Source organism: Mycobacterium sp., from assembly GCF_029961025.1.
In the GTDB taxonomy this organism is placed as follows: Bacteria; Actinomycetota; Actinomycetes; order Mycobacteriales; family Mycobacteriaceae; genus Mycobacterium.
Genome location: NZ_JASBVP010000001.1, coordinates 125,370 through 145,077, shown reverse-complemented (window position 1 = coordinate 145,077; position 19,708 = coordinate 125,370). Strand labels below are relative to the sequence as shown.

General features: G+C 66.8%; 17 protein-coding genes and 1 pseudogene. 10 read left to right on the top strand and 8 right to left on the bottom strand.

The annotated features are described in order from the left end of the window. Positions 1 to 414: pseudogene (locus QJR12_RS00785) on the bottom strand (hypothetical protein); the annotation flags it as partial. A 116-nt stretch (positions 415 to 530) separates the two neighbouring features. On the opposite strand from QJR12_RS00785, the gene QJR12_RS00780 reads away from it, so the two are divergent. Further along, complete coding sequence (locus QJR12_RS00780; protein WP_300575128.1) at positions 531 to 1,847, top strand: DUF1800 domain-containing protein; 1,317 nt, start codon at positions 531 to 533, stop codon at positions 1,845 to 1,847. Between the two features lie 9 nt (positions 1,848 to 1,856). Then, positions 1,857 to 3,044 (top strand): DUF1501 domain-containing protein, encoded by a 1,188-nt coding sequence (locus QJR12_RS00775; RefSeq protein ID WP_300575126.1) that lies wholly within the window; start codon positions 1,857 to 1,859, stop codon positions 3,042 to 3,044. A 155-nt stretch (positions 3,045 to 3,199) separates the two neighbouring features. Here QJR12_RS00775 and QJR12_RS00770 read toward each other — a convergent pair whose 3' ends face one another. The 3 genes from QJR12_RS00770 to fgd form a co-directional block, all read right to left on the bottom strand. After that, the gene (locus QJR12_RS00770; RefSeq protein ID WP_300575125.1) at positions 3,200 to 4,399 is read right to left on the bottom strand and encodes an acetate kinase; all 1,200 of its coding nucleotides are present in this window, start codon (positions 4,397 to 4,399) and stop codon (positions 3,200 to 3,202) included. Then, positions 4,389 to 6,518, bottom strand: a complete 2,130-nt coding sequence (pta, locus tag QJR12_RS00765; protein WP_300575124.1) for a phosphate acetyltransferase — start codon at positions 6,516 to 6,518, stop codon at positions 4,389 to 4,391. The genes QJR12_RS00770 and pta overlap by 11 nt, the downstream gene beginning before the upstream one ends. 75 nt (positions 6,519 to 6,593) lie before the next feature. Beyond that, positions 6,594 to 7,604: a glucose-6-phosphate dehydrogenase (coenzyme-F420) gene (gene fgd, locus QJR12_RS00760; protein ID WP_300575122.1), complete on the bottom strand. Its 1,011-nt coding sequence runs from the start codon at positions 7,602 to 7,604 to the stop codon at positions 6,594 to 6,596. A 35-nt stretch (positions 7,605 to 7,639) separates the two neighbouring features. Here fgd and QJR12_RS00755 point away from each other — a divergent pair, with 35 nt between their 5' ends. Then, positions 7,640 to 8,449 carry an MBL fold metallo-hydrolase gene (locus QJR12_RS00755; protein ID WP_300575120.1) on the top strand — a complete coding sequence of 270 codons (810 nt, stop codon included), beginning with the start codon at positions 7,640 to 7,642 and terminating at the stop codon, positions 8,447 to 8,449. Here QJR12_RS00755 and QJR12_RS00750 read toward each other — a convergent pair. Further along, positions 8,446 to 8,817: a DUF3054 domain-containing protein gene (locus tag QJR12_RS00750; RefSeq protein WP_300575118.1), complete on the bottom strand. Its 372-nt coding sequence runs from the start codon at positions 8,815 to 8,817 to the stop codon at positions 8,446 to 8,448. The genes QJR12_RS00755 and QJR12_RS00750 overlap by 4 nt on opposite strands. Positions 8,818 to 9,078: 261 nt before the next feature. Between QJR12_RS00750 and QJR12_RS00745 the strand changes: the two genes are divergently transcribed. The 4 genes from QJR12_RS00745 to QJR12_RS00730 are packed head-to-tail and all read left to right on the top strand — an operon-like array spanning position 9,079 to position 12,851. Beyond that, on the top strand, positions 9,079 to 9,813 hold the full coding sequence (locus QJR12_RS00745; protein ID WP_300575116.1) for a glucose 1-dehydrogenase: 735 nt from the start codon (positions 9,079 to 9,081) through the stop codon (positions 9,811 to 9,813). 22 nt (positions 9,814 to 9,835) lie between these two features. Next, positions 9,836 to 11,017: an acyl-CoA dehydrogenase family protein gene (locus QJR12_RS00740; protein ID WP_300575114.1), complete on the top strand. Its 1,182-nt coding sequence runs from the start codon at positions 9,836 to 9,838 to the stop codon at positions 11,015 to 11,017. A gap of 11 nt (positions 11,018 to 11,028) precedes the next feature. Continuing rightward, a complete protein-coding gene (locus tag QJR12_RS00735) occupies positions 11,029 to 12,171 on the top strand; it encodes an acyl-CoA dehydrogenase family protein (RefSeq protein ID WP_300575112.1) in 1,143 nt (380 codons plus the stop codon). Positions 12,172 to 12,176: 5 nt separating this feature from the next. Continuing rightward, complete coding sequence (locus tag QJR12_RS00730; RefSeq protein ID WP_300575110.1) at positions 12,177 to 12,851, top strand: TetR/AcrR family transcriptional regulator; 675 nt, start codon at positions 12,177 to 12,179, stop codon at positions 12,849 to 12,851. 100 nt (positions 12,852 to 12,951) lie between these two features. On the opposite strand, the gene QJR12_RS00725 is transcribed toward QJR12_RS00730, so the two are convergent. From QJR12_RS00725 to ramB, 3 genes are all read right to left on the bottom strand, one after another. Next, on the bottom strand, positions 12,952 to 13,863 hold the full coding sequence (locus QJR12_RS00725; protein ID WP_300575108.1) for a class I SAM-dependent methyltransferase: 912 nt from the start codon (positions 13,861 to 13,863) through the stop codon (positions 12,952 to 12,954). Positions 13,864 to 14,056: 193 nt separating this feature from the next. Then, positions 14,057 to 14,671, bottom strand: coding sequence for a carboxymuconolactone decarboxylase family protein (locus QJR12_RS00720; RefSeq protein WP_300575106.1), 615 nt, complete (start codon positions 14,669 to 14,671; stop codon positions 14,057 to 14,059). Continuing rightward, positions 14,668 to 16,083, bottom strand: coding sequence for an acetate metabolism transcriptional regulator RamB (gene ramB, locus QJR12_RS00715; RefSeq protein WP_300575104.1), 1,416 nt, complete (start codon positions 16,081 to 16,083; stop codon positions 14,668 to 14,670). The genes QJR12_RS00720 and ramB overlap by 4 nt, the downstream gene beginning before the upstream one ends. 146 nt (positions 16,084 to 16,229) lie before the next feature. On the opposite strand from ramB, the gene QJR12_RS00710 reads away from it, so the two are divergent. The 3 genes from QJR12_RS00710 to QJR12_RS00700 all read left to right on the top strand — a co-directional run bounded on the left by QJR12_RS00710 (position 16,230) and on the right by QJR12_RS00700 (position 19,633). Continuing rightward, positions 16,230 to 17,024, top strand: a complete 795-nt coding sequence (locus QJR12_RS00710; RefSeq protein WP_300575102.1) for an acyl-[acyl-carrier-protein] thioesterase — start codon at positions 16,230 to 16,232, stop codon at positions 17,022 to 17,024. Between the two features lie 301 nt (positions 17,025 to 17,325). Continuing rightward, the gene (aceA, locus tag QJR12_RS00705; RefSeq protein ID WP_300575100.1) at positions 17,326 to 18,612 is read left to right on the top strand and encodes an isocitrate lyase; all 1,287 of its coding nucleotides are present in this window, start codon (positions 17,326 to 17,328) and stop codon (positions 18,610 to 18,612) included. Between the two features lie 157 nt (positions 18,613 to 18,769). After that, positions 18,770 to 19,633: a 3-hydroxybutyryl-CoA dehydrogenase gene (locus tag QJR12_RS00700; protein WP_300575098.1), complete on the top strand. Its 864-nt coding sequence runs from the start codon at positions 18,770 to 18,772 to the stop codon at positions 19,631 to 19,633. The last annotated feature ends 75 nt before the right edge of the window (positions 19,634 to 19,708 follow it).

Below are 19,708 nucleotides of genomic sequence, written 5' to 3'. Positions count from 1 at the left end.
TAGCCGGGCAACAGCCAAGCGGCGCGATTCGCGCCGACCGATGTCGAACGCGGTGCGCTCCGGTGTGGTGACCGCCCGCCCGGCCAAAGTCTGCACCTCGTCGTCGAACAGTGCATCTCGCCGTGTCAGCACGTCTCGGGGTGGGCGGGGGTTGGCATAAACCAGCTCGACGCGGACATTGTCGTCGATCCACTTCGCGCCATGCAGCGCGGCGGCCGCTGCGCCGGCGATGACCCCGCGGCGCCCCGACCACAGCCAGGCGGCGGCAATGCGTTGGTCAAGGGATGGTTCAACCCGCTTGGGCAGGTAGACGTTCGGAAGCACGGCCCGGTACCGGGTCCGCAACTGGTGGCGGCTCAGCGCGCCGCGCGCCAACGCCTCGCTGCCGATAAACGGCTGTCGCGACTCGTCCACGCCGGCAGCCTCGCACGCCGGCTGCGCCGCGGGCTTCCCGCTGTGCACAGGCGCGGGCGTGGCCACGACGGCAGGTGCCTCAGCGAATTCTCAGCCGCCCGCCGCACAGTTAGAGCATGGCAGGACAGTCCGCACGCTGGATCACCACCGCGCGTGTCCTGCGCCGCGCGGGATTCGGGGTGAGCGGCGCCGAGGTCGACACCGTGGTGGCACAGGACTGGCCGGTCTACGTCGACACCGCCCTCGGTGCGAATCCCGACGCCGACCCCGGCGCGATCGCCACCCCGATACCGACCCTGGAGCCCCCGCGCATGCCGGGCAAAAAAGCCACCACCGAGGCCCGGCATCACTACGACCGGCAGCTGAGCGAGCAGATGTCGGAGCTGGCGGGGTGGTGGCTACGCCGCATGGTCGCCGTGCGTCAGCCGATCCACGAAAAGCTGACGCTGCTCTGGCACAACCACTTCGCCACCTCCGCTCAGAAGGTGCGAATCGCCGCGTACATGGCGGCGCAGAACCAGAAGCTGCGCACATTGAAGCTCGGCGATTTCCGCACCCTGGCCTACGCGATGCTGACCGATGCCGCGATGCTGCGCTGGCTGGACGGACAGACCAACACCGCCAGGGCCGCCAATGAAAACCTGGCTCGCGAGTTCATGGAGCTGTTCGCGCTGGGCCACGGCAACGGTTACACCGAATCCGATGTTCGTGCCGGGGCCCGTGCGCTGACCGGATGGGTCATCGGGGCGGGCGGAGGGACGACGATGCTGCGGCGGCGTCACGACGACACCGTTAAGACGCTGTTCGGCGTCACCCGCGACTTCGACGCCGCGGGCTTCTGCGATGCGGTGCTCGCCCAGCCTCTATCGGCGGGGCATGTCGCCGGGCGCCTGTGGCAGCAGCTGGCTTCCGACGACCCACCCTCACCGCAGGCGCTACAACGGCTGGTCAGCGCCTACGGGCCGGGCCGGGATCTGCGGGCACTCACCCGGGCGATCCTGACCGACGACGAGTTCACCACCGGCCGCGCCACCGTCGTCAACACCCCGGTGGAATGGCTGGTCGGGGTGATCCGCTCGCTGCGAGTGTCGCTCGACACCCCGGCGCGGGTGAAAATGGCCGACGCGACGCTTAAAGCGCTGGGGCAGCGGCCGTTCTACCCGCCGAGCGTGGGGGGCTGGCCACGCGGGCGGGTGTGGCTGACCACCGCCAGCGCCGGCGTGCGGCTGCGGGTCGCAAGCCAACTGGCCCGCGTCGGCGACCTGTCGGTAATCGAGGACACCGCGGCCGGTGACCGCATCGACGCCGTCGGCTATCTCATCGGTGTCGGGTCCTGGTCGGACCGCAGCGCCACCGCGCTTAAACCATTGGTGCGCCAGCCCCCGCAGCTGGTCGCCGCCGCTGTCAACACGCCGGAATACCTGACGTCTTAGCGAGGGCCGATGCCTGCAATGAGTCGCCGCAAGTTTCTGATCGCCAGCGCCGGGGCCGGCGCTTTGGGTCTGCTGTCCGCGGCGGCGGTCAGCTGGCCCGACCTACGGCATGCAGCGTCTGACCGCCCCCTCGCCGAGGGCAGCGGAATCCTGGTGATCATCACGCTTTACGGCGGCAACGACGGTATCAACACCCTGATTCCCTACGCCGACAATGCTTATCATGATGCTCGTCCCGAACTTGCTTATGCGCCAGGCGATGTCTTGCCTCTCGATGATCAGCTGGGACTCAACCCGGCTTTGCGCGGCCTGGCACGGATGTGGTCCGAGCGCAAGCTGGCCATCGTGCGCGGCGTGAGCTACCCGCAGCCCGACCGCAGCCACTTCCGGTCCATGGACATCTGGCAGACGGCATCTCCTGCCGAACCCGTCTCGACCGGCTGGATCGGCCGCTGGCTTGACGCCACCGGTGACGACCCGCTGCGTGCGGTGAACATCGGCGCCGTGCTGCCGCCGCTCGCGGTCGGTGACAAGTGCACGGCGGCAGCCCTTTCACCGTCCCTGACCCCGCAATCCGAGCAGCGGTTCACGGCGACGATGGAGGCACTGGGTGCCGCCGACCCCGGTGACAGCCCGGCCATGTCGGCGGTGTGCGCGGCCTACCGGGCGGCCCGCACCACCGACACCACCTTCGCGCCGGTCAAAGCGTCCGGTCAGGACCGTAACCCGCTGGCCGCACAGCTGGCCGTGGTGGCCCAGGCGGTGCGAGCCGGGGTGCCCACCCGCGTCTACCTGGTCCAGCTCGGCGGTTTCGACACCCACGCCGACGAACGGGACACCCAGCAGCGTCTGCTGCAGACCTTCGACGAGGCGGTGGCGGAATTCCTGCGGGAGATGGCCGTCGACCGCCACGGCAAGAACGTCGTGGTGCTGGCGTATTCGGAGTTCGGGCGCCGGGTGGCAGCCAACGCGTCCCAGGGCACCGACCACGGCACCGCCGGCCCGGTCTTCGTTGCCGGAGCCCCCGTCAAGGGCGGGTTCTACGGCGAGGAACCCAGTCTCACCGACCTGGACAACGGCGACCTGAAGCCGACCATGGACTTTCGCGACGTCTACTACGACCTGTTGGTACACACCCTCCAAAGCGATCCCACACCCTCGGTCGGCACCGGCCGACATGGCGTGGGTTTCCTGTAGGCGCCGCGCTTACGGTGCCACCGCACGAGCTGATCAACGCGGTGCGTCAGCTGCCGCGAATCAACCTGTTCCATCACCCCGAAAAACTCCTCCACGACGATCGATGACGACGATCCGTGACCATGCCAAGCCGGCCACCGGACGGACACCTCCGCCTAACGATCGAGCAGCCGCACACAATCGCGGGCGATGGCCAGCTCCTCGTTCGTCGGAATCACCAGCACCGTGATCGGTGAGGTATCGGTGGAAATCCGTCGTGCTCCGGAGGCACCGTCGGCGTTGCGGTTCTCATCGAGCTCGATGCCGAGCTCTGTCATGCCGCTCAGTGCGTCACGGCGCACCGCCATGTCGTTCTCGCCGATCCCGGCGGTGAAGCTCACCACGTCGGTGTGACCCAGCACCGCTAGGTAGGCACCGAGATACTTCCGCAACCGGTGGATGAACACGTCATAAGCCAATTGTGCTGAGCGGTCACCGGATTCGATCATCTCGTGTAGTCGCCGAAAGTCACGCTCGCCGGCCAGACCGAACACTCCGGAGCGGTGGTTGAGCATCGAGTCGATGTCGTCGACGCTCATCTGCGCGGCACGCCAAAGATAGCTGATGATCCCCGGATCGATGTCCCCGCTGCGAGTGCCCATCACCAAACCCTCCAGCGGGGTGAGACCCATCGACGTCTCCACCGGGCGGCCCGCTGCGATAGCCGACGCTGAGGAGCCGTTACCGAGATGCAGCACGATCTGATTCAGGCGTTCCAGTGGCCTACCCAAAAATGCCGCCGCCTGCTGGCTCACGTACTGGTGCGAGGTGCCGTGAAAGCCGTATCGGCGGATTTGCCACCGCCGTGCCACGCTGCGGTCGATGGCATAGCTGGCCGCCGCGGGGGGCAGGTCGTGGAAAAAGCCGGTGTCGAACACCGCGATATGGGGAATGTCCGGAAGCAGGTGGCGGGCCATTTCGATCGCGGTTACCGCGGGCGGATTGTGAAGTGGCGCCAGTGCGGACAGCTTTTTGAGTTTGGCGATCAGGGCGTCATCGACGAGGGTCGGCTGAAAAAACGTGGTGCCCCCGTGCACCACCCGATGCCCCACCGCGACCAGCTCGCCGCACCTCGGTGTGAGGCCCGCCTCGGCCAGCATGTCGAAGGCTAACCGCAGGGCCTGGTCGTGATCGGCCACCCGATGGTCACGTTTCAGGAGCTGTCCGGCCGCGACCAGCCGCGCCGAGGAGGCCCGTTCACCGATCCTCTCGATAATGCCGTCAGCAGTGGATGCGCCCGAATCCGGATTGATCAGACGGTATTTCAGCGAGGAGGAACCGGAGTTGATCACCAGCACCGTGCGCTCAGCGCTCATGGGCATCCTGGGCCTGGATCGCGGTGATGGCGACGGTGTTGACGATGTCTTCAACCAGCGCGCCACGGGACAAGTCGTTTACCGGTTTGTTGAGCCCCTGCAGCACCGGTCCGATCGCGATCGCCCCGGCGCTGCGCTGCACCGCCTTGTAGGCGTTGTTGCCGGAGTTGAGATCCGGAAAGATCAGCACTGTCGCTCGGCCCGCGACCGCGGAATCATGGGTTTTGGCGGCCGCGACGGTTGGGTCGACGGCGGCATCGTATTGGATGGGCCCCTCAACCAACAGGTCGGGTGCCCGGCTGTGAACCAACTCTGTTGCCGCCCTAACCTTGTCGACGTCAGCTCCGGCACCGGAGTCACCGGTGGAGTAGGACAGCATGGCCACCCGCGGCTCGATGCCGAACCGTGCGGCGGTGCGCGCCGAGCTGATCGCGATGTCGGCGAGCTGCTCTGTGGTGGGGTCGGGGACAATCGCGCAGTCGCCGTACACCAACACCCGATCTTCCAGACACATCAGGAAGACGCTGGACACGATGGAAACACCCGGTGCGGTCCCGATGATCTCCAGCGCCGGGCGCACGGTGTGTGCGGTGGTGTGGGCGACGCCGGACACCATGCCGTCAACGATGCCGTTGTATACCAGCATGGTGCCGAAATACGACACGTCATTGACGATCTCGCGGGCCTGCTCCGCGCTCACTCCTTTGGCCTTGCGCAGCTCGGCGTACTGGGCGGCGAACCGGTCGCACAACTGGCTGGTCCGCGGGTCGATCACGGTAGCACCGTTCAAATCCACGCCGAGTTCGGCTGCGCGCGCACGAATCTGGTTTTCGTCCCCGAGGAGGGTCAAGTCCGCAATCCCGCGCTGCAGCACCCGTCCGGTGGCCTTGAGGATACGGTCATCTCCGCCCTCGGGAAGCACGATGTGCTTGCGATCCGACCGGGCGAGTTGACGCAACCGGTAGGTGAACATCTGCGGTGTGGTCACCGTCGGGACCGGGATAGCCAGCTGCGCCAACAGATCCGCGATGTCGACGTGGCGCTCCATCAGTTCCAGCGCGGTGTCGATCTTGCGCTGAGACCCCGCGGTGACCCGGCCGCGCACCGACGCCACCGCGCTTGCGGTGTCGAAGGTCCCCAATGCGGTGGCGATGATCGGCAGCCGAAGCCCCAGACCGGCTACCAGTTTGGCGATCGACGGATGCAGCTCGAACCCGCCGTTGAGGATCATGCACGACAGCGACGGGAACCCTTCGGCGGCATGCGCACTGGCCACAGCCAGCACCACGTCCGAGCGGTCGCCGGGCGTGATCACCGCCGCGCTGTCGTGGAGCCGTTCCAGCACGTGGTCCGCGGTCATCCCGGCGACCACCACGCCCATCGCCTCGCGCCCCAGCAGCGCCACGTCGCCGCTGAGCAGCGCGCCGTTCACCGCCTTCTGCAGCTCAGCCACCGTCGGGGCCCAGAGCAGCGGTTCGTCGGGCAGCACATAGGTTCGCAGGGGGAAGGCCCGCAGTGCCGCGGCGACGGCGTGCAGCTGCGACGGCTCGCAACGGTTGGCCACCACGGCGGCGGTATGGGCGTGCTGGGCGTCCAGCTCGGCTAAGCACACCTCGACGACGCCGGTGATTTCCCTGGGGCTGCGGCCTTTGGCCCGCACCACCAGCAGCACCGGCGCACCGAGGTTGACCGCGATACGGGCGTTGACGCTCAACTCGGCGGGGCTGGTGACATCGGTGTAATCGCTGCCCACGATCAGCACCGCGTCGCAGGCATCGGCGACCGCGTGGTAGCGATCGACGATGTCGGCGATCGCGGCCTCGCGGTCCGCGTGCAGCTGGGCGTAGGTGACGCCCACGCACCGCTCGTAGGGCAGCGCGGCGGTGGCTTGCGAGAGCAGCAGCTCAAGGATGTAGTCGCGGTCCTCGCCCGGTTGCGGCGATTGCGAGCGCGGCGGACCGGCCCCGGAGACCCGCGTGATCGGGCGGAACACGCCGACCTTGGGCACCGTCGCGGTCAACCGATGCAGGATTCCCAGCGCAACCGTCGACTTGCCGGTGTCCCCTTCGGGCGCCGCGATGTATATCGCCGAGGCCGTCGGGGCATGCGGGCCGGACACGCCGGGTGACGATGCCGGCCGCGATGCGGCGGCGGGGAGAACCGAGCCATCGGACACCGGCATTAGCCTCCCGTATCAGCCGAGCCGCCGCAGCCGCGGCGCGAGGTCCTTCTGGAAAAGCTCCAGGAACCGGCGCTGGTCGTGACCCGGCGCATGGAAAACCAGGTGGTTGAGACCCCACGTCACATACTGGCCGATCCTTTCAACGGCCTCGTCGGGGTCCGATGTCACGATCCAGCGCCGCGCGACCTGCTCAATCGGCAACGCATCGGCGGCCTTTTCCATCTCGATCGGATCCTCGATACTGTGCTTCTGCTCGGCGGTCAGCGACAGCGGGGCCCAAAACCGGGTGTTCTCCAGGGCAAGTTGCGGGTCGGGATCGTAGGAGATCTTGATTTCGATCATCTTGTCGATGTCGTCCACGTTGCGGCCCGCCGCCGCCGCCCCTTCCGCCACGGCGGGGATGAGCTGGTCTTTGTAGAGCTCCGCGCCCTTGCCGGAGGTGCAGATCATGCCGTCACCGACCCGCCCGGCGTATTTGGCTACCGTGGGGCCGCCGGCGGCGATGTAGATGGGTACCCCGCCTTCGGGCACGTCGTAGATCGAGGCGCCCTTGAGCCGGTAGTAGTCGCCGTCGAAATCGATGCGGTCACCGCGCCACAACTCCCGCATCAGCCGCACCGCTTCGCGCAGCCGGGCGAACCGCTCCTGAAACTCCGGCCAGGCGCCCTGATGGCCGGCGGCGATCTCGTTGAGCGCCTCGCCGGTGCCGACCCCCAGAAACACCCGGCCGGGGTACAGGCATGCCATGGTGGCGAAGGCCTGCGCGACAACCGCGGGGTGGTAGCGAAACGTCGGGGTCAGCACCGAGGTTCCCAGCACAATCCCGCGGGTGCGCTCCCCGACGGCGGTCAGCCAGGACAGCGAAAACGAGGCGTGCCCGCCCCGATGACGCCACGGCTGGAAATGATCGCTCACGGTCGCGCTGTCCATCCCGTGGGTCTCGGCGGCGACCCCCAGTTCCACGAGTTCCCGCGGTGCGAACTGCTCAGCCGACGCCTTGTATCCGAGTTTCAGCCCAGCCACCTGTCTTTTCTACCGTCCTGCCTAAACTCGCGGGCATGGCGCCGGTGTTGACAGCGGTCACCGATACCGTGCACCTGGCCCGGGGGTCCGCCGTCAACTGGTTGCTGGTCGCCGACGACAGCGGGGTCATGCTGATCGACGCCGGCTATCCGGGTGACCGTGACGACGTGCTGGCCTCGCTGCGCCAGCTCGGCTATCGGCCCGGCGACGTGCGTGCGATCCTGCTGACCCACGCCCACATCGATCATCTGGGTTCGGCGATCTGGTTCGCTCGAGAGTGCAGCACGCCGGTGTATTGCCATGCCGACGAGGTGGGACACGCCAAACGGGAGTACCTGCAACAGGCGTCGGCGTTCGAGGTGTCGCTGCGCGTCTGGCGGCCCCGCTGGGCGGCGTGGGCCGCGCACGTGATGCGCAACGGTGGGCTGATCCGCGAGGGCATCCCGACGGTGCAGGCGCTGACCGCCCAGATCGCGGCCGAGCTGCCCGGTCACCCGATGGCCATCCCCACTCCCGGGCACACCAGCGGGCACTGCTGCTACCTGGTCGACGGCGTGCTCGCCAGCGGCGACGCGCTGGTCACCGGGCATCCGCTGCTGCGCCGCAGCGGCCCGCAGTTGCTGCCCGCGGTGTTCGGCCATAACCAGGGTGAATGCGTCCGCAGCCTGGCGGCGCTGGCGCTGCTGGAAACGGAGTTGCTGGCGCCCGGCCATGGCGAGCTGTGGCGAGGCCCGATCCGGCAGGCGACCGACCAGGCGGCGGCCCTGGCGAAGAGCCGCGCGTCGCGGCGCCTGTTGGCGTGCGCAGCCAGCCGGTTCCGGTGCGTGCCGTCGCGACCGGGTTAAGCGTCCGAGCGCCGTCGCAGCGCCGACTCGGCAACCGCCCGCCAACCGAGCAGCAGCACGGCGGTGACCGATGCCGCCACCACCACGAAACTTGCGGCCACCCCTGCCGCGGTGGCCTTGCGCAGCAGCATCCCGACCACCAGCGTGCACAGCCACACCACCACCCCGGTCGGGGCCAGGGCAGTGGGGCGCCGCCAGCCGCGGGAAGCCAGCCATCCGGTGACGGTTCCGGTCAGAAAAGGCCAGGCCGTCACCGCGAGGCCGGCGGCGCCGAGACCTTCGTCGTGGCTGCGCCTCCCGGCGGCGCAGAACACCAGGACACCGAGAACGTCGGCGCCCAGCCACGCCGGGCTGCGCCGTGGTCGCATGGCGCGAGGGTATCGCGTCGGGCCCGGCTTGACCGCGCCCCGTGGTGAACGTAGATTCACCGCCAATGAATAATCATTCACAGCGATATCGCCCGGCGGCGAAGACATCGCTTACCGGATCGATGGAGCCCTCGCGGTCATGACGGTCAACCGGTGCGGGCGCCGCAACGGTTTTTTCGACACAACCGTCGAGGAACCGATCGGGGTATTCGGGGACCCCCGACTGCGCCCGGCAGAGCACCGTGCGATCGGGGAGCTCTTATGAGCGCCAAACTCGCAGTCGTCACCGGTGCGGGATCCGGTATCGGCAGGGCGATCGCATGGGGCTTTGCCGCGCAAGGCGACCGGGTTGTCGCCGCCGACCTCGACGAGGCGGCGGCCACGGCCACCGCCCGCGAACACCCGACGCTGATCACCGCCCTGCCGGTTGATGTGGCGGACCGTGCGCAGGTGGAGGCGCTGCGCGACCGGACGCTGGCCGAAGTGGGCAGCCCCAACGTCATCGTGAACGCGGCCGGCTGGGACCGCACCGATCAATTCCTCAACGCCACACCGGAATTTGTGGACAAGGTGGTGGCCATCAACTTCCTCGGCCCGGTGCAGGTGTGCAGCGCGTTCCTCCCGGGAATGATCGAGACGGGCCGCGGCGGACGTGTTGTCAACGTGGCCAGCGATGCCGGACGAGTCGGCAGCTCCGGCGAAACCGTCTACGCCGGGGCCAAGGGCGGTGTCATTGCACTCACCAAATCGCTGGCCCGGGAAATGGCCCGCCACCAGATCACCGTCAACTGCGTGTGCCCCGGTCCCACCGACACCCCGCTGTTTCACGCCCAGCCCGAAAAGCTGAAAGACGCCTTGATCAAGGCGATCCCGTTTCGCCGGCTGGCCAAGCCCGAGGAGGTGGCCGCAGCCGTGTTGTTTTTCGCTTCCGATGACGCGTCGTTCATCACCGGGCAGGTGATCAGCGTCAGCGGCGGACTCACCATGGTGGGCTGAGTCACCCGATTAGGATCAACCGATGAGCACTACTGCGCCTTTTAATCCCTATGACCCGCTCGGCCTGGACGCGTCGCTGTCCGCCGACGAGATCGCGGTGCGTGACACCGTGAGACGGTTCTGCGCCGAGCACGTCACCCCATATGTGGCCGACTGGTTTGAGGCGGGTCAGCTGCCGGTGGTGCGGGAACTCGCCAAGCAGTTGGGCCAGCTCGGGCTGCTTGGTATGCACCTGCACGGCTACGGATGCAGCGGGGCTTCCGCCGTGCACTACGGCCTGGCTTGCCTGGAGCTGGAGGCCGCAGACTCCGGCGTCCGCTCGTTGGTGTCGGTGCAGGGCTCGCTGGCGATGTTCGCAATTGCGAATTTCGGTTCCGAGGAGCAGAAGCAGCAGTGGCTGCCGCCGATGGCGACGGGTGAGCTGCTGGGTTGTTTCGGGCTCACCGAACCCGACGCCGGCTCGGATCCGGCGGCGATGACGACCCGGGCGCGACGCGACGGTTCGGACTGGGTGCTCACCGGCCGGAAGATGTGGATCACCAACGGATCGGTGGCCGACGTTGCGGTGGTGTGGGCCGTTACCAGCGAGGGCATCCGCGGATTCGTGGTTCCCGCCGACACCTCGGGTTTCACCGCCAACACGATCCACCACAAGCTGTCACTGCGGGCGTCGATCACCAGTGAGTTGGTGCTCGACGAGGTACGGCTGCCGGCCGAGGCAATGCTGCCCAAAGCCATTGGGCTGCGGGCTCCATTGGCGTGTCTCTCCGAAGCGCGTTACGGCATCGTCTGGGGGGCGATGGGCGCGGCACGGTCGGCCTGGCAAGCCGCCCTGGACTATGCGTGCCAGCGCACTCAATTCGGCCGCCCGATAGCCGGATTCCAGTTGACCCAGGCGAAACTCGTCGACATGGCGGTCGAGCTGCACAAAGGGCAGTTGTTGGCGCTGCACCTGGGGCGCCTGAAGGACCGTGTAGGGCTGCGCCCCGAGCACGTGAGCTTCGGCAAGCTCAATAACACCCGCGAGGCACTCAAGATCTGCCGGACCGCCCGAACAATATTGGGCGGCAACGGCATATCCCTGGAGTATCCGGTCATCCGGCACATGGTCAACCTGGAATCCGTGCTGACCTACGAGGGCACCGCCGAGATGCATCAACTTATCCTCGGGCAGGCCTTTACCGGCATCAACGCGTTCCGCTGAAAAGAGCACCGATGGGCCTGACCTACACCCAGGAGCATCACCAGTTCCGGCATTTGGTGCGCGATTTCGTGAAGCAGACCGTTGTTCCCGCCCACGAGGCCTGGGAACGGGCGGGTTGCTGGGATCGATCCCTGTTTACCGAGGCGGGCAAGCTAGGGCTGCTGGGCTTTTCGGTGCCCGAGCAGTTCGGCGGCCCGGGAGTCAACGACTTTCGGTACCACGCGATCCTCATCGAAGAGCTGCAGCGGGCCGGAGCTGCGGCCGAAGCGGTGGCGTTCGCGCTGCAGAACGATATCGTGCTTCCCTATCTCACCGACCTGACGACGGTCGAGCAAAAGCAGCGGTGGTTACCCGGAGTAGTGACCGGAAAGACAATACTGGGCATCGCGATGACCGAGCCCGGGGCCGGCAGTGACCTGACGGGTATCCGCACTTCCGCGGTCCGGGAGGGCGACCACTACGTCGTCAACGGTGCGAAAACCTTCATCTCCAACGGTCAGACGGGTGACTTGTTCGTCGTCGCCGTGCGCACCTCGCCGGACCCGCACCGTGGACTTGCCCTTCTGGTGGTCGACGCCGACACCCCGGGTTTCAGCCGTGGCCGCAACCTGGAGAAGATCGGCCTGCACGCCCAGGACACCAGCGAGCTGACCTTCACCGACATGCGGGTGCCCGTCGATAACCTGCTCGAAGAAGAGGGCAAGGGGTTCTACCAGCTGGTCGCTAACCTGCCGCAGGAACGGCTTTCGCTGGCCGTCGGCGCGGTGGCCGCCGCGGAGGCAGTGCTGGCCGAGACGCTCGACTATGTGCGCCACCGGCAGGCCTTCGGCTCACCGATCGCCGGTTTCCAGAACACCCAATTCGTGCTGGCCGAGCTGGCCACCGAGATCGACATCGCCCGGACCTACCTGGATGACTGCATCGGCGAGCACCTGAACGGTGCGCTGACCGCTACCCGGGCGGCGCGGCTCAAATGGTGGACCACCGAACTGCAGGTGCGCACCGCCGACCGGTGCCTGCAACTGCACGGCGGGTATGGCTACATGCGCGAATACCCGGTGTCGCGGGCGTTCGTCGACGCCCGCATCCAGACGATCTACGGCGGAACCACCGAGATCATGAAGACCATCATCGCCAAGGATCTGGGCATCTAAGGGCCATGGCGATCGACTTCGGTGACCTTCCGGTGCGAGACGCTGTGCGTGCCGCGCGGATCAGCTCACGGCGCCGCCAGGTACTTGACGCCGCGGTCAAACTCATGGGCAAGACCGGGTTTCATCGGATGTCCATGCAGGATTTGGCGAGCGAGGCCAACGTGAGTGTCGGCTTGATCTACAAGTACTTCGGCGGCAAAGAAGACTTGCTGCTGGCGACGATCGTGCGCATCCAAGACGCGTTTCGCGATCAGCTGGCCCCGGCGATGGATGCCGCCGGAGACGATATCGTCGAGAGATTGGCCGCCGGTATCCGCCGCTACATCGAGATCGTCGACGAGAATCTGGATGCCGTGATGCTGACCTACCGGGAAAGCCGTACCCTCGACACCTCCGGCCGCGCCCAAATCAAAGAGCTTGAAATCAGCACCGCAGCGCCGCTGCGCTCAGCGATCGAGGCCGGTATCGCCGCGGGGATATTCCGCGGGGCCGACGTGGAGCTGGCGGTGTTCGACATCATGCTGCTCGCGCAGGGCTGGGCGGTCAAGCACTGGCACTTCGGTTCGATCTACAGCGTCGACGAGTACATTCGGTTACAGACCGGCATGCTGCTCAGCTCGTTGCTTTGCCATGAACTCCGCAAAGATTACGCGCATCTGTTGGCGGGAGAGCAACTGTGACAGGCGTTTTGACGAGCGGATAGCCCGGGTCGGGCGGTACCCGGGCCGCATGCGGTCCCGTGGGGTCCGTTGGACGATGATCCCCGGTGAGGAAACCGGTTCAGCCCCGTATCCGCCGCGCGGGCATGCGATCGTCGGCCAGGCCGCTGCGCCCGAAGCGGGCCAGCCACTCGTGCAAGGTCGCCGTCGACGCCTCCCAGCCGTGTTCGGTGAGCCAAACCCCGACATCGGCGCGCTCCTGCGGGTACCACAGTTCCTCGACATCGACGACGGCGGTGCTGACCAACCGGGCGGCCTCCGAATGCAGGCGCCGCATCTGGTCACGCTGGCGCGCCAGCCGTTCGGGATTCAAGGCCTCGGCAGCGACGGCGTTGGTGGCCAATCGGCTGCCGACGGCGCTGAGCGCGTGGATCCGCGTGAACAGCACATCCTGGGCCGATGGCGTCAGATAGCGCAGCAACCCTTCGGCCGACCAGGCGGTGGGTTCGGCCGGGTCCAGGCCCGCGGCGCGCAGCGCGGCGGGCCAGTCGTGGCGCAGGTCGACCGGCACGGATATCAGCTTGGCCGCGGGGCGCGCACCGTGGTGGCGCAGCGTGGCCTCCTTGAATTCCAAGACCTTTGGCTGGTCGACTTCATAGACGGTGACCCCGTCGGGCCACCGCAGCCGGTAGGCCCGGGAGTCCAGGCCCGATGCCAAAATCACCATCTGCCGGATCCCGGCTTCGGCGGCCTGCAGAAAGAACTCGTCGAAAAACACCGTCCGCACCGCCATGAAATCCACCATCGCGCGCACCAGCGCCCGCACCTCGGGGTCGATATCGTCGGGCAGCGCCGGCTCGGCGAACAGGCTCCAGATGCCCGGTCCGGCCGCATCCAGAAACACCCGCGCGAACGGATCGCTGATCAGCGGGTTTCGGCTCTCGGTTTCCACCGCGCGCGCCGCGGCAACCTGCAGCGCCGTGGCACCCACACTGTGGGTGATGTCCCAGGTGTCGTCGTCGGTTCTGGGCATACTCACCCGCTCCTTTCGGATCGGTCGAAGAACCTGCCGTGCCGCGCAGCGGCCCTGGCCCCGCAACCAGCCGCCTCCGCAGCGTCGTGACCGACGGGAGCGACCATTCAGGCCAATTCAGATGCGGCCGAACGTGGTTACGTACGCCATCATAGGCATGCGCCCGCGTAGATGACGTCCGACCGGGCGGTGTTCAACCGGCGTCGCCCCTTGCAGGACCACCGGGCTGCTGGCGGTCCTGCGGATGGTCCAACGGAACGTCAAGAGCCGATATCGTTGCGGCCAGGCCGTCGTATTGTGCTGCGAGCATACAGAATTCGATCAGCTGACGGAGATCGAAATGACAGGTCAACGCCTGCCAGGTGCCGGCGCTGATCGAGCGATTTGTGACGAACTCGTCGGTGGCCCTCAGCAACGCCTGCTGTCGTGGCGTCAGCCGGTCGCCGGGTTCACCGGTCCCTTGGGGCCAGGCGACTATCGCGTCCTGCGTCTTCGCGTCCAGCCCGCGACGGCGCGCCATTCGCCGGTGATGCTGCAACTCGTATCCGCAGGCCCGCAGCTGCGCAACCCGCAGGATCACCAACTCGGTGTCGGCACGAGGCAGCCGGCCGCGCAGCAGCACACCGGAGTACGCCAGCCAGACCCGGAACAGCCGCCGGTGGCGACCCAGCGTGGTGAACAGGTGCATCTCGGGCACGCGGACCGTTCGGGCGGCGAACTTCGCCAGCAGCCAGTTGACCGGGCCCAGCTCGCGCAGGCCCCCGGACGGGATGCGTCCGGCCGGATCGGGTCGCGGGCCGCCGGTCACGCCTGCTTCACCAGGTAGGGCGACACCGTGCTGCGATGCTCGTCGAGGTCGAGGGCTCGGCCCAACGCCGGGAAGGCCCGTTGCGGGCAGTTGTCGCGCTCGCAGATCCGGCAGCCGGCCCCGATCGGTGTGGCGGCATTCCCGGACAAATCGAGTCCTTCCGAGTAGACGAGCCGGTGGGCGTGGCGAAGTTCGCAGCCCAGCCCGATGGCGAAGGTCTTCCCCGGCTGACCATAGCGGGATGCCCGCCGCTCCACGGTGCGGGCCACCCACAGGTAATTACGGCCGTCGGGCATCTGCGCGATTTGCACCAGGATCTTTCCCGGGTTGGCGAACGTCTCGTAGACGTTCCACAGCGGACAGGTACCCCCGGTGGACGAGAAGTGAAAACCGGTGGCCGACTGGCGTTTTGACATGTTTCCTGCCCGGTCCACCCGGACGAAAGAGAACGGCACCCCGCGCAACGAGGGGCGCTGCAGCGTGGACAGCCGGTGGCAGATCGTCTCATAGCTCACCGAGTAGAACGCCGAGAGCCGCTCGATGTCATAGCGGAAGTTCTCGGTCACGTCGTGGAACTGCCGATAGGGCAGTACCGTGGCGGCCGCGAAGTAGTTGGCCAGCCCGAGCCTTGCCAGCGTGCGCGCCTCCCCGCTGGTGAATTTGCCCTGCTCGACCAGCCTGTCGATGAGATCGCCGAATTCCAGGTAGGCCAGCTCGGCGGCCATCTTGAACACCTGCTGGCCCGGCGAGAGATGACTGCTGATCTCCAGTGTCTTGGTCTCCGGGTCATAGCGGTGCAGCACGGTGTCACCGAGATCGATGCGCTTGACGATGTGCACCCCGTGCACCTCGGTGAGCCGGCGAGACAGCTCCCCGGCCAGGTCGCCGCGGTGCATCCGCATCCGCACCGTCAGGTCTTCGGCGGCGGTGTCCAGCTCGTGCAGGTAATTTTGCCGCTCGTAGAAGTAGTCCCGCACCTCCTCGTGCGGCATGGTGAGCACACCGGTGCCGCTGCCGTCGGAAAACCGCTGCTCGGTCGCGGCGGCCAGCTGCGCGGTGGTGATCCGGTAGCGGCGGTGCAAGTTGACCATGGCACGGGCCAGCGCGGGGTGCGCGCTGACCATTTCGGCGACCTCGGGCAGCGTGACGTCGATGCCCAGGTCGCGGTCCATCGTCACCTCCCGAAGCTCGGCGACCAGCCGGGTGTCGTCCTGGGAGGCGAAAAACGTCGCGTCCACCCCGAACACCTCGGTGATCCGCAGCAGCACCGCCACCGTCAACGGGCGAACATCGTGTTCGATTTGATTGAGGTAGCTTGGCGAGATACCCAGCATTTGCGCCAGGGCGGCCTGGCTGAACCCGCGCTCGTTACGCAGCTGGCGAACCCGGGAGCCGACAAACGTCTTGGCCACCCGAGCCAGCCTACCCGAGTGCGAAGACACGCTTCGCAGAGTTGGCAAGGTCCCGTCGACTGGTGGTCCGATCCCCTCGTTTGGCATCATCCGCGGGGGAGGGTATGGCACCGCGGCACAGGGAGACGACGACGGGGAGTGAGGCAGTGAGCCTGGACAAGGTGATGATGCCGGTGCCCGACGGCCACCCCGACGTATTCGATCGCGAATGGCCGCTGCGGGTCGCCGACATCGATCGCAGCGGGCGGCTGCGGCTGGACGCGGCCGCCCGCCACATCCAGGACATCGGCCAAGACCAGCTGCGTGAGATGGGCTTCGAGGAGACCCATCCGCTCTGGATCGTCCGGCGCACCATGATCGACCTGATCCGCCCGATCGAGTTCGGCGACATGTTGCGGCTGCGGCGCTGGTGTTCGGGCACCTCGAACCGGTGGTGCGAGATGCGGGTGCGCATCGACGGGCGCAAGGGCGGGTTGATCGAGTCCGAGGCGTTCTGGATCAACATCAATCGACAGACCCAGATGCCGTCACGGATTGCCGACGACTTCCTGGCCGGCCTGCATCGCACCACGGGTATCAACCGGCTGCGGTGGCAGGCGTATCTGACGGCGGGAAGACGCGAGGACGCTGCGGAGATCCACGAGTTTCCGATCCGCGTCACCGACATCGACCTCTTCGACCACATGAACAACGCGGTCTACTGGGCGGCCGTCGAGGATTATCTGGCTTCCCGGCCGGAAATGCTCTCGGCTCCCCTGCGGGCGACCATCGAGCATGAGGCGCCGGTCGCTCTCGGCGACAAGCTGGAGATCATCTCGCACGTGTATCCGCCCGGCACGACCGATCGATTCGGTGCCGGCCTTACCGATCGCACCGTGACAACGCTCACATATGCCGTCGGCGACGAGTCGAAGGCCGTCGCGTGCCTCTTCGCCCTGTGACGGCCCGGTAGGCAACCGTTCCCGGTGTTTTTGACCGCAAACGTGCGTGCTGACCTGCGATTTGTGGTTACCGACGGGTAAGCCGTGCCGCGACTCAACCGCACCGCCTATTGCCAACATTCGCACAATTCGCAAAATCTCGGCAAATCGTCACCGAAATTGGCACGGGAAACGGCTAGATCACGCTGCGGAGCTGTGCCATTGTCGGCTTAACACATGAGTGAAGAGCAGTTCCGCGAATGCCTGGCGGAAGCGGTGGTGCTTTGCAACTCAGCTACGAAGGACGGTAAGGAGCGGTCGAGTGGCTATCGTGGGCAAGCCGAAAAGCGTCGAGCAGATCCAGCACGACTGGGATACCAATCCGCGCTGGAAGGACATCACCCGGACCTATGGCGCCGCCGATGTGGTGGCTTTGCAGGGCAGCGTGATCGAAGAGCACACGCTGGCCCGCCGCGGCGCCGAGGTGCTGTGGGCGCAGCTACACGACCTGGAGTGGGTCAACGCGCTGGGCGCACTGACCGGTAACCAGGCCGTTCAGCAGGTGCGCGCCGGACTGCAGGCGATCTACCTGTCGGGCTGGCAGGTCGCCGGGGATGCCAATCTCTCCGGGCACACCTATCCCGACCAGAGCTTGTATCCGGCCAACTCGGTGCCCCAGGTGGTGCGCCGGATCAACAACGCGCTGCTGCGCGCCGACCAGGTCGCCCAGATCGAAGGCGACACGTCGGTGAAAAACTGGCTGGTGCCCATCGTCGCCGACGCCGAAGCCGGCTTTGGTGGCGCGCTGAACGCCTTCGAACTGCAGAAGGCGATGATCGCCGCGGGCGCCGCCGGCACCCACTGGGAGGATCAGCTGGCCTCGGAGAAGAAGTGTGGTCATCTCGGCGGAAAGGTGCTCGTCCCGACCCAGCAGCACATCCGTACGCTCACCGCCGCCCGGCTGGCCGCTGACGTGTGCGACGTGCCGACCGTCGTGATCGCCCGCACCGACGCCGAAGCGGCCACGCTCATCACGTCGGATATCGATGAACGCGACCGGCCGTTCATCACCGGCGAGCGCACCCGGGAAGGCTTTTACCGCACCCGCAACGGCATCGAGCCGTGCATCGCGCGGGCCAAGGCTTACGCGCCGTTCGCCGATCTGATCTGGATGGAGACGGGTACCCCGGACCTCGAGCTCGCCAAGCAATTCTCCGAGGCGGTCAAAGCCGAATACCCCGACCAGATGCTGGCGTACAACTGCTCGCCGTCATTCAACTGGCGCAAGCATCTTGATGATTCCACCATTGCCAAGTTCCAAAAAGAATTGGCCGCAATGGGATTCAAGTTCCAGTTCATCACGCTGGCCGGTTTCCATGCGCTGAACTACTCGATGTTCGACTTGGCCTACGGCTATGCCCGCAACCAGATGACCGCCTATGTCGAATTGCAGGAACGCGAGTTCGCCGCCGAGGAGCGCGGCTACACCGCGACCAAGCACCAGCGCGAGGTGGGTGCCGGCTACTTCGACCGGGTCGCCATCACCGTGGACCCGGCGTCGTCGACGACCGCGCTGGCCGGCTCCACCGAGGAGCAGCAGTTCCACTGACGTTCTGCGCCGAGCAGACGCAAAAGCGCCCTCCGCTCGGCGTGTCGCGGGGCTTTTGCGTCTGCTCGCGCATCTGAGCTGGAGTTGACAGCACCGGCCCCGCCCAGCCAAGCTGGCGGGGCCGGTTGCGGTGCATGACAAGACGACTGGAGTGGCAGTGGGCGAGGTAGCGATCCAGCGGGTCGGGGTAGTGGGAGCGGGGCAGATGGGTGCGGGCATCGCCGAGGTCTGCGCCCGTGCGGGTGTGGATGTGGTGGTGTTCGAGATCACCGACGCGCTGATCGCCGCGGGGCGCAACCGGATTGTGAAGTCGCTGGAACGCGGCGTCAGTGCGGGCAAGGTGACCGAGCCGGAGCGCGACGGGGCCCTGGGCAAGTTGACCTTCACCACCGACCTGAAAGACTTCGCCGATCGCCAACTGGTGGTCGAGGCGGTGGTCGAAGACGAAGCGGTCAAGACCAAGATCTTCGCCGAACTGGACCGGATCATCACCGACCCCGACGCGGTGCTGGCCTCCAACACCTCCAGCATCCCCATCATGAGGCTCGCCGCGGCCACCAAAAATCCGCAGCGGGTGTTGGGTCTGCATTTCTTTAACCCGGTCCCGGCGCTTCCGCTGGTCGAGTTGGTCTCCACACTGGTCACCGACCACGCCGCGGCCGATCGGACCGAGGAATTCGCCGGCGGCGTGCTGGGCAAGCAGGTGGTGCGCTGCCCCGATCAGTCGGGCTTTGTGGTGAACCGGCTGCTGGTGCCCTACCTCCTCTCGGCGATCCGGATGGTCGAGTCCAACTTCGCCACCGTCGAAGACATCGACAGGGCCGTGGTCGCCGGTCTTTCTCACCCGATGGGACCGCTGCGGTTATCCGATCTGGTGGGCCTGGACACCCTGAAGCTGATCGCCGACACCATGTTCGGCGAGTTCAAGGAGCCGCAATACGCTGCGCCGCCGTTGTTGGCGCGCATGGTCGATGCGGGTTTTCTGGGCAAGAAATCCGGCCGGGGCTTCTACTCGTACTGATGCTCGTCCTGACCGGGCGGGCCCCGGCCGCCTACCCGCGGCCGCCGTGGGGATGGTTGGACATTGCTGAAAGAT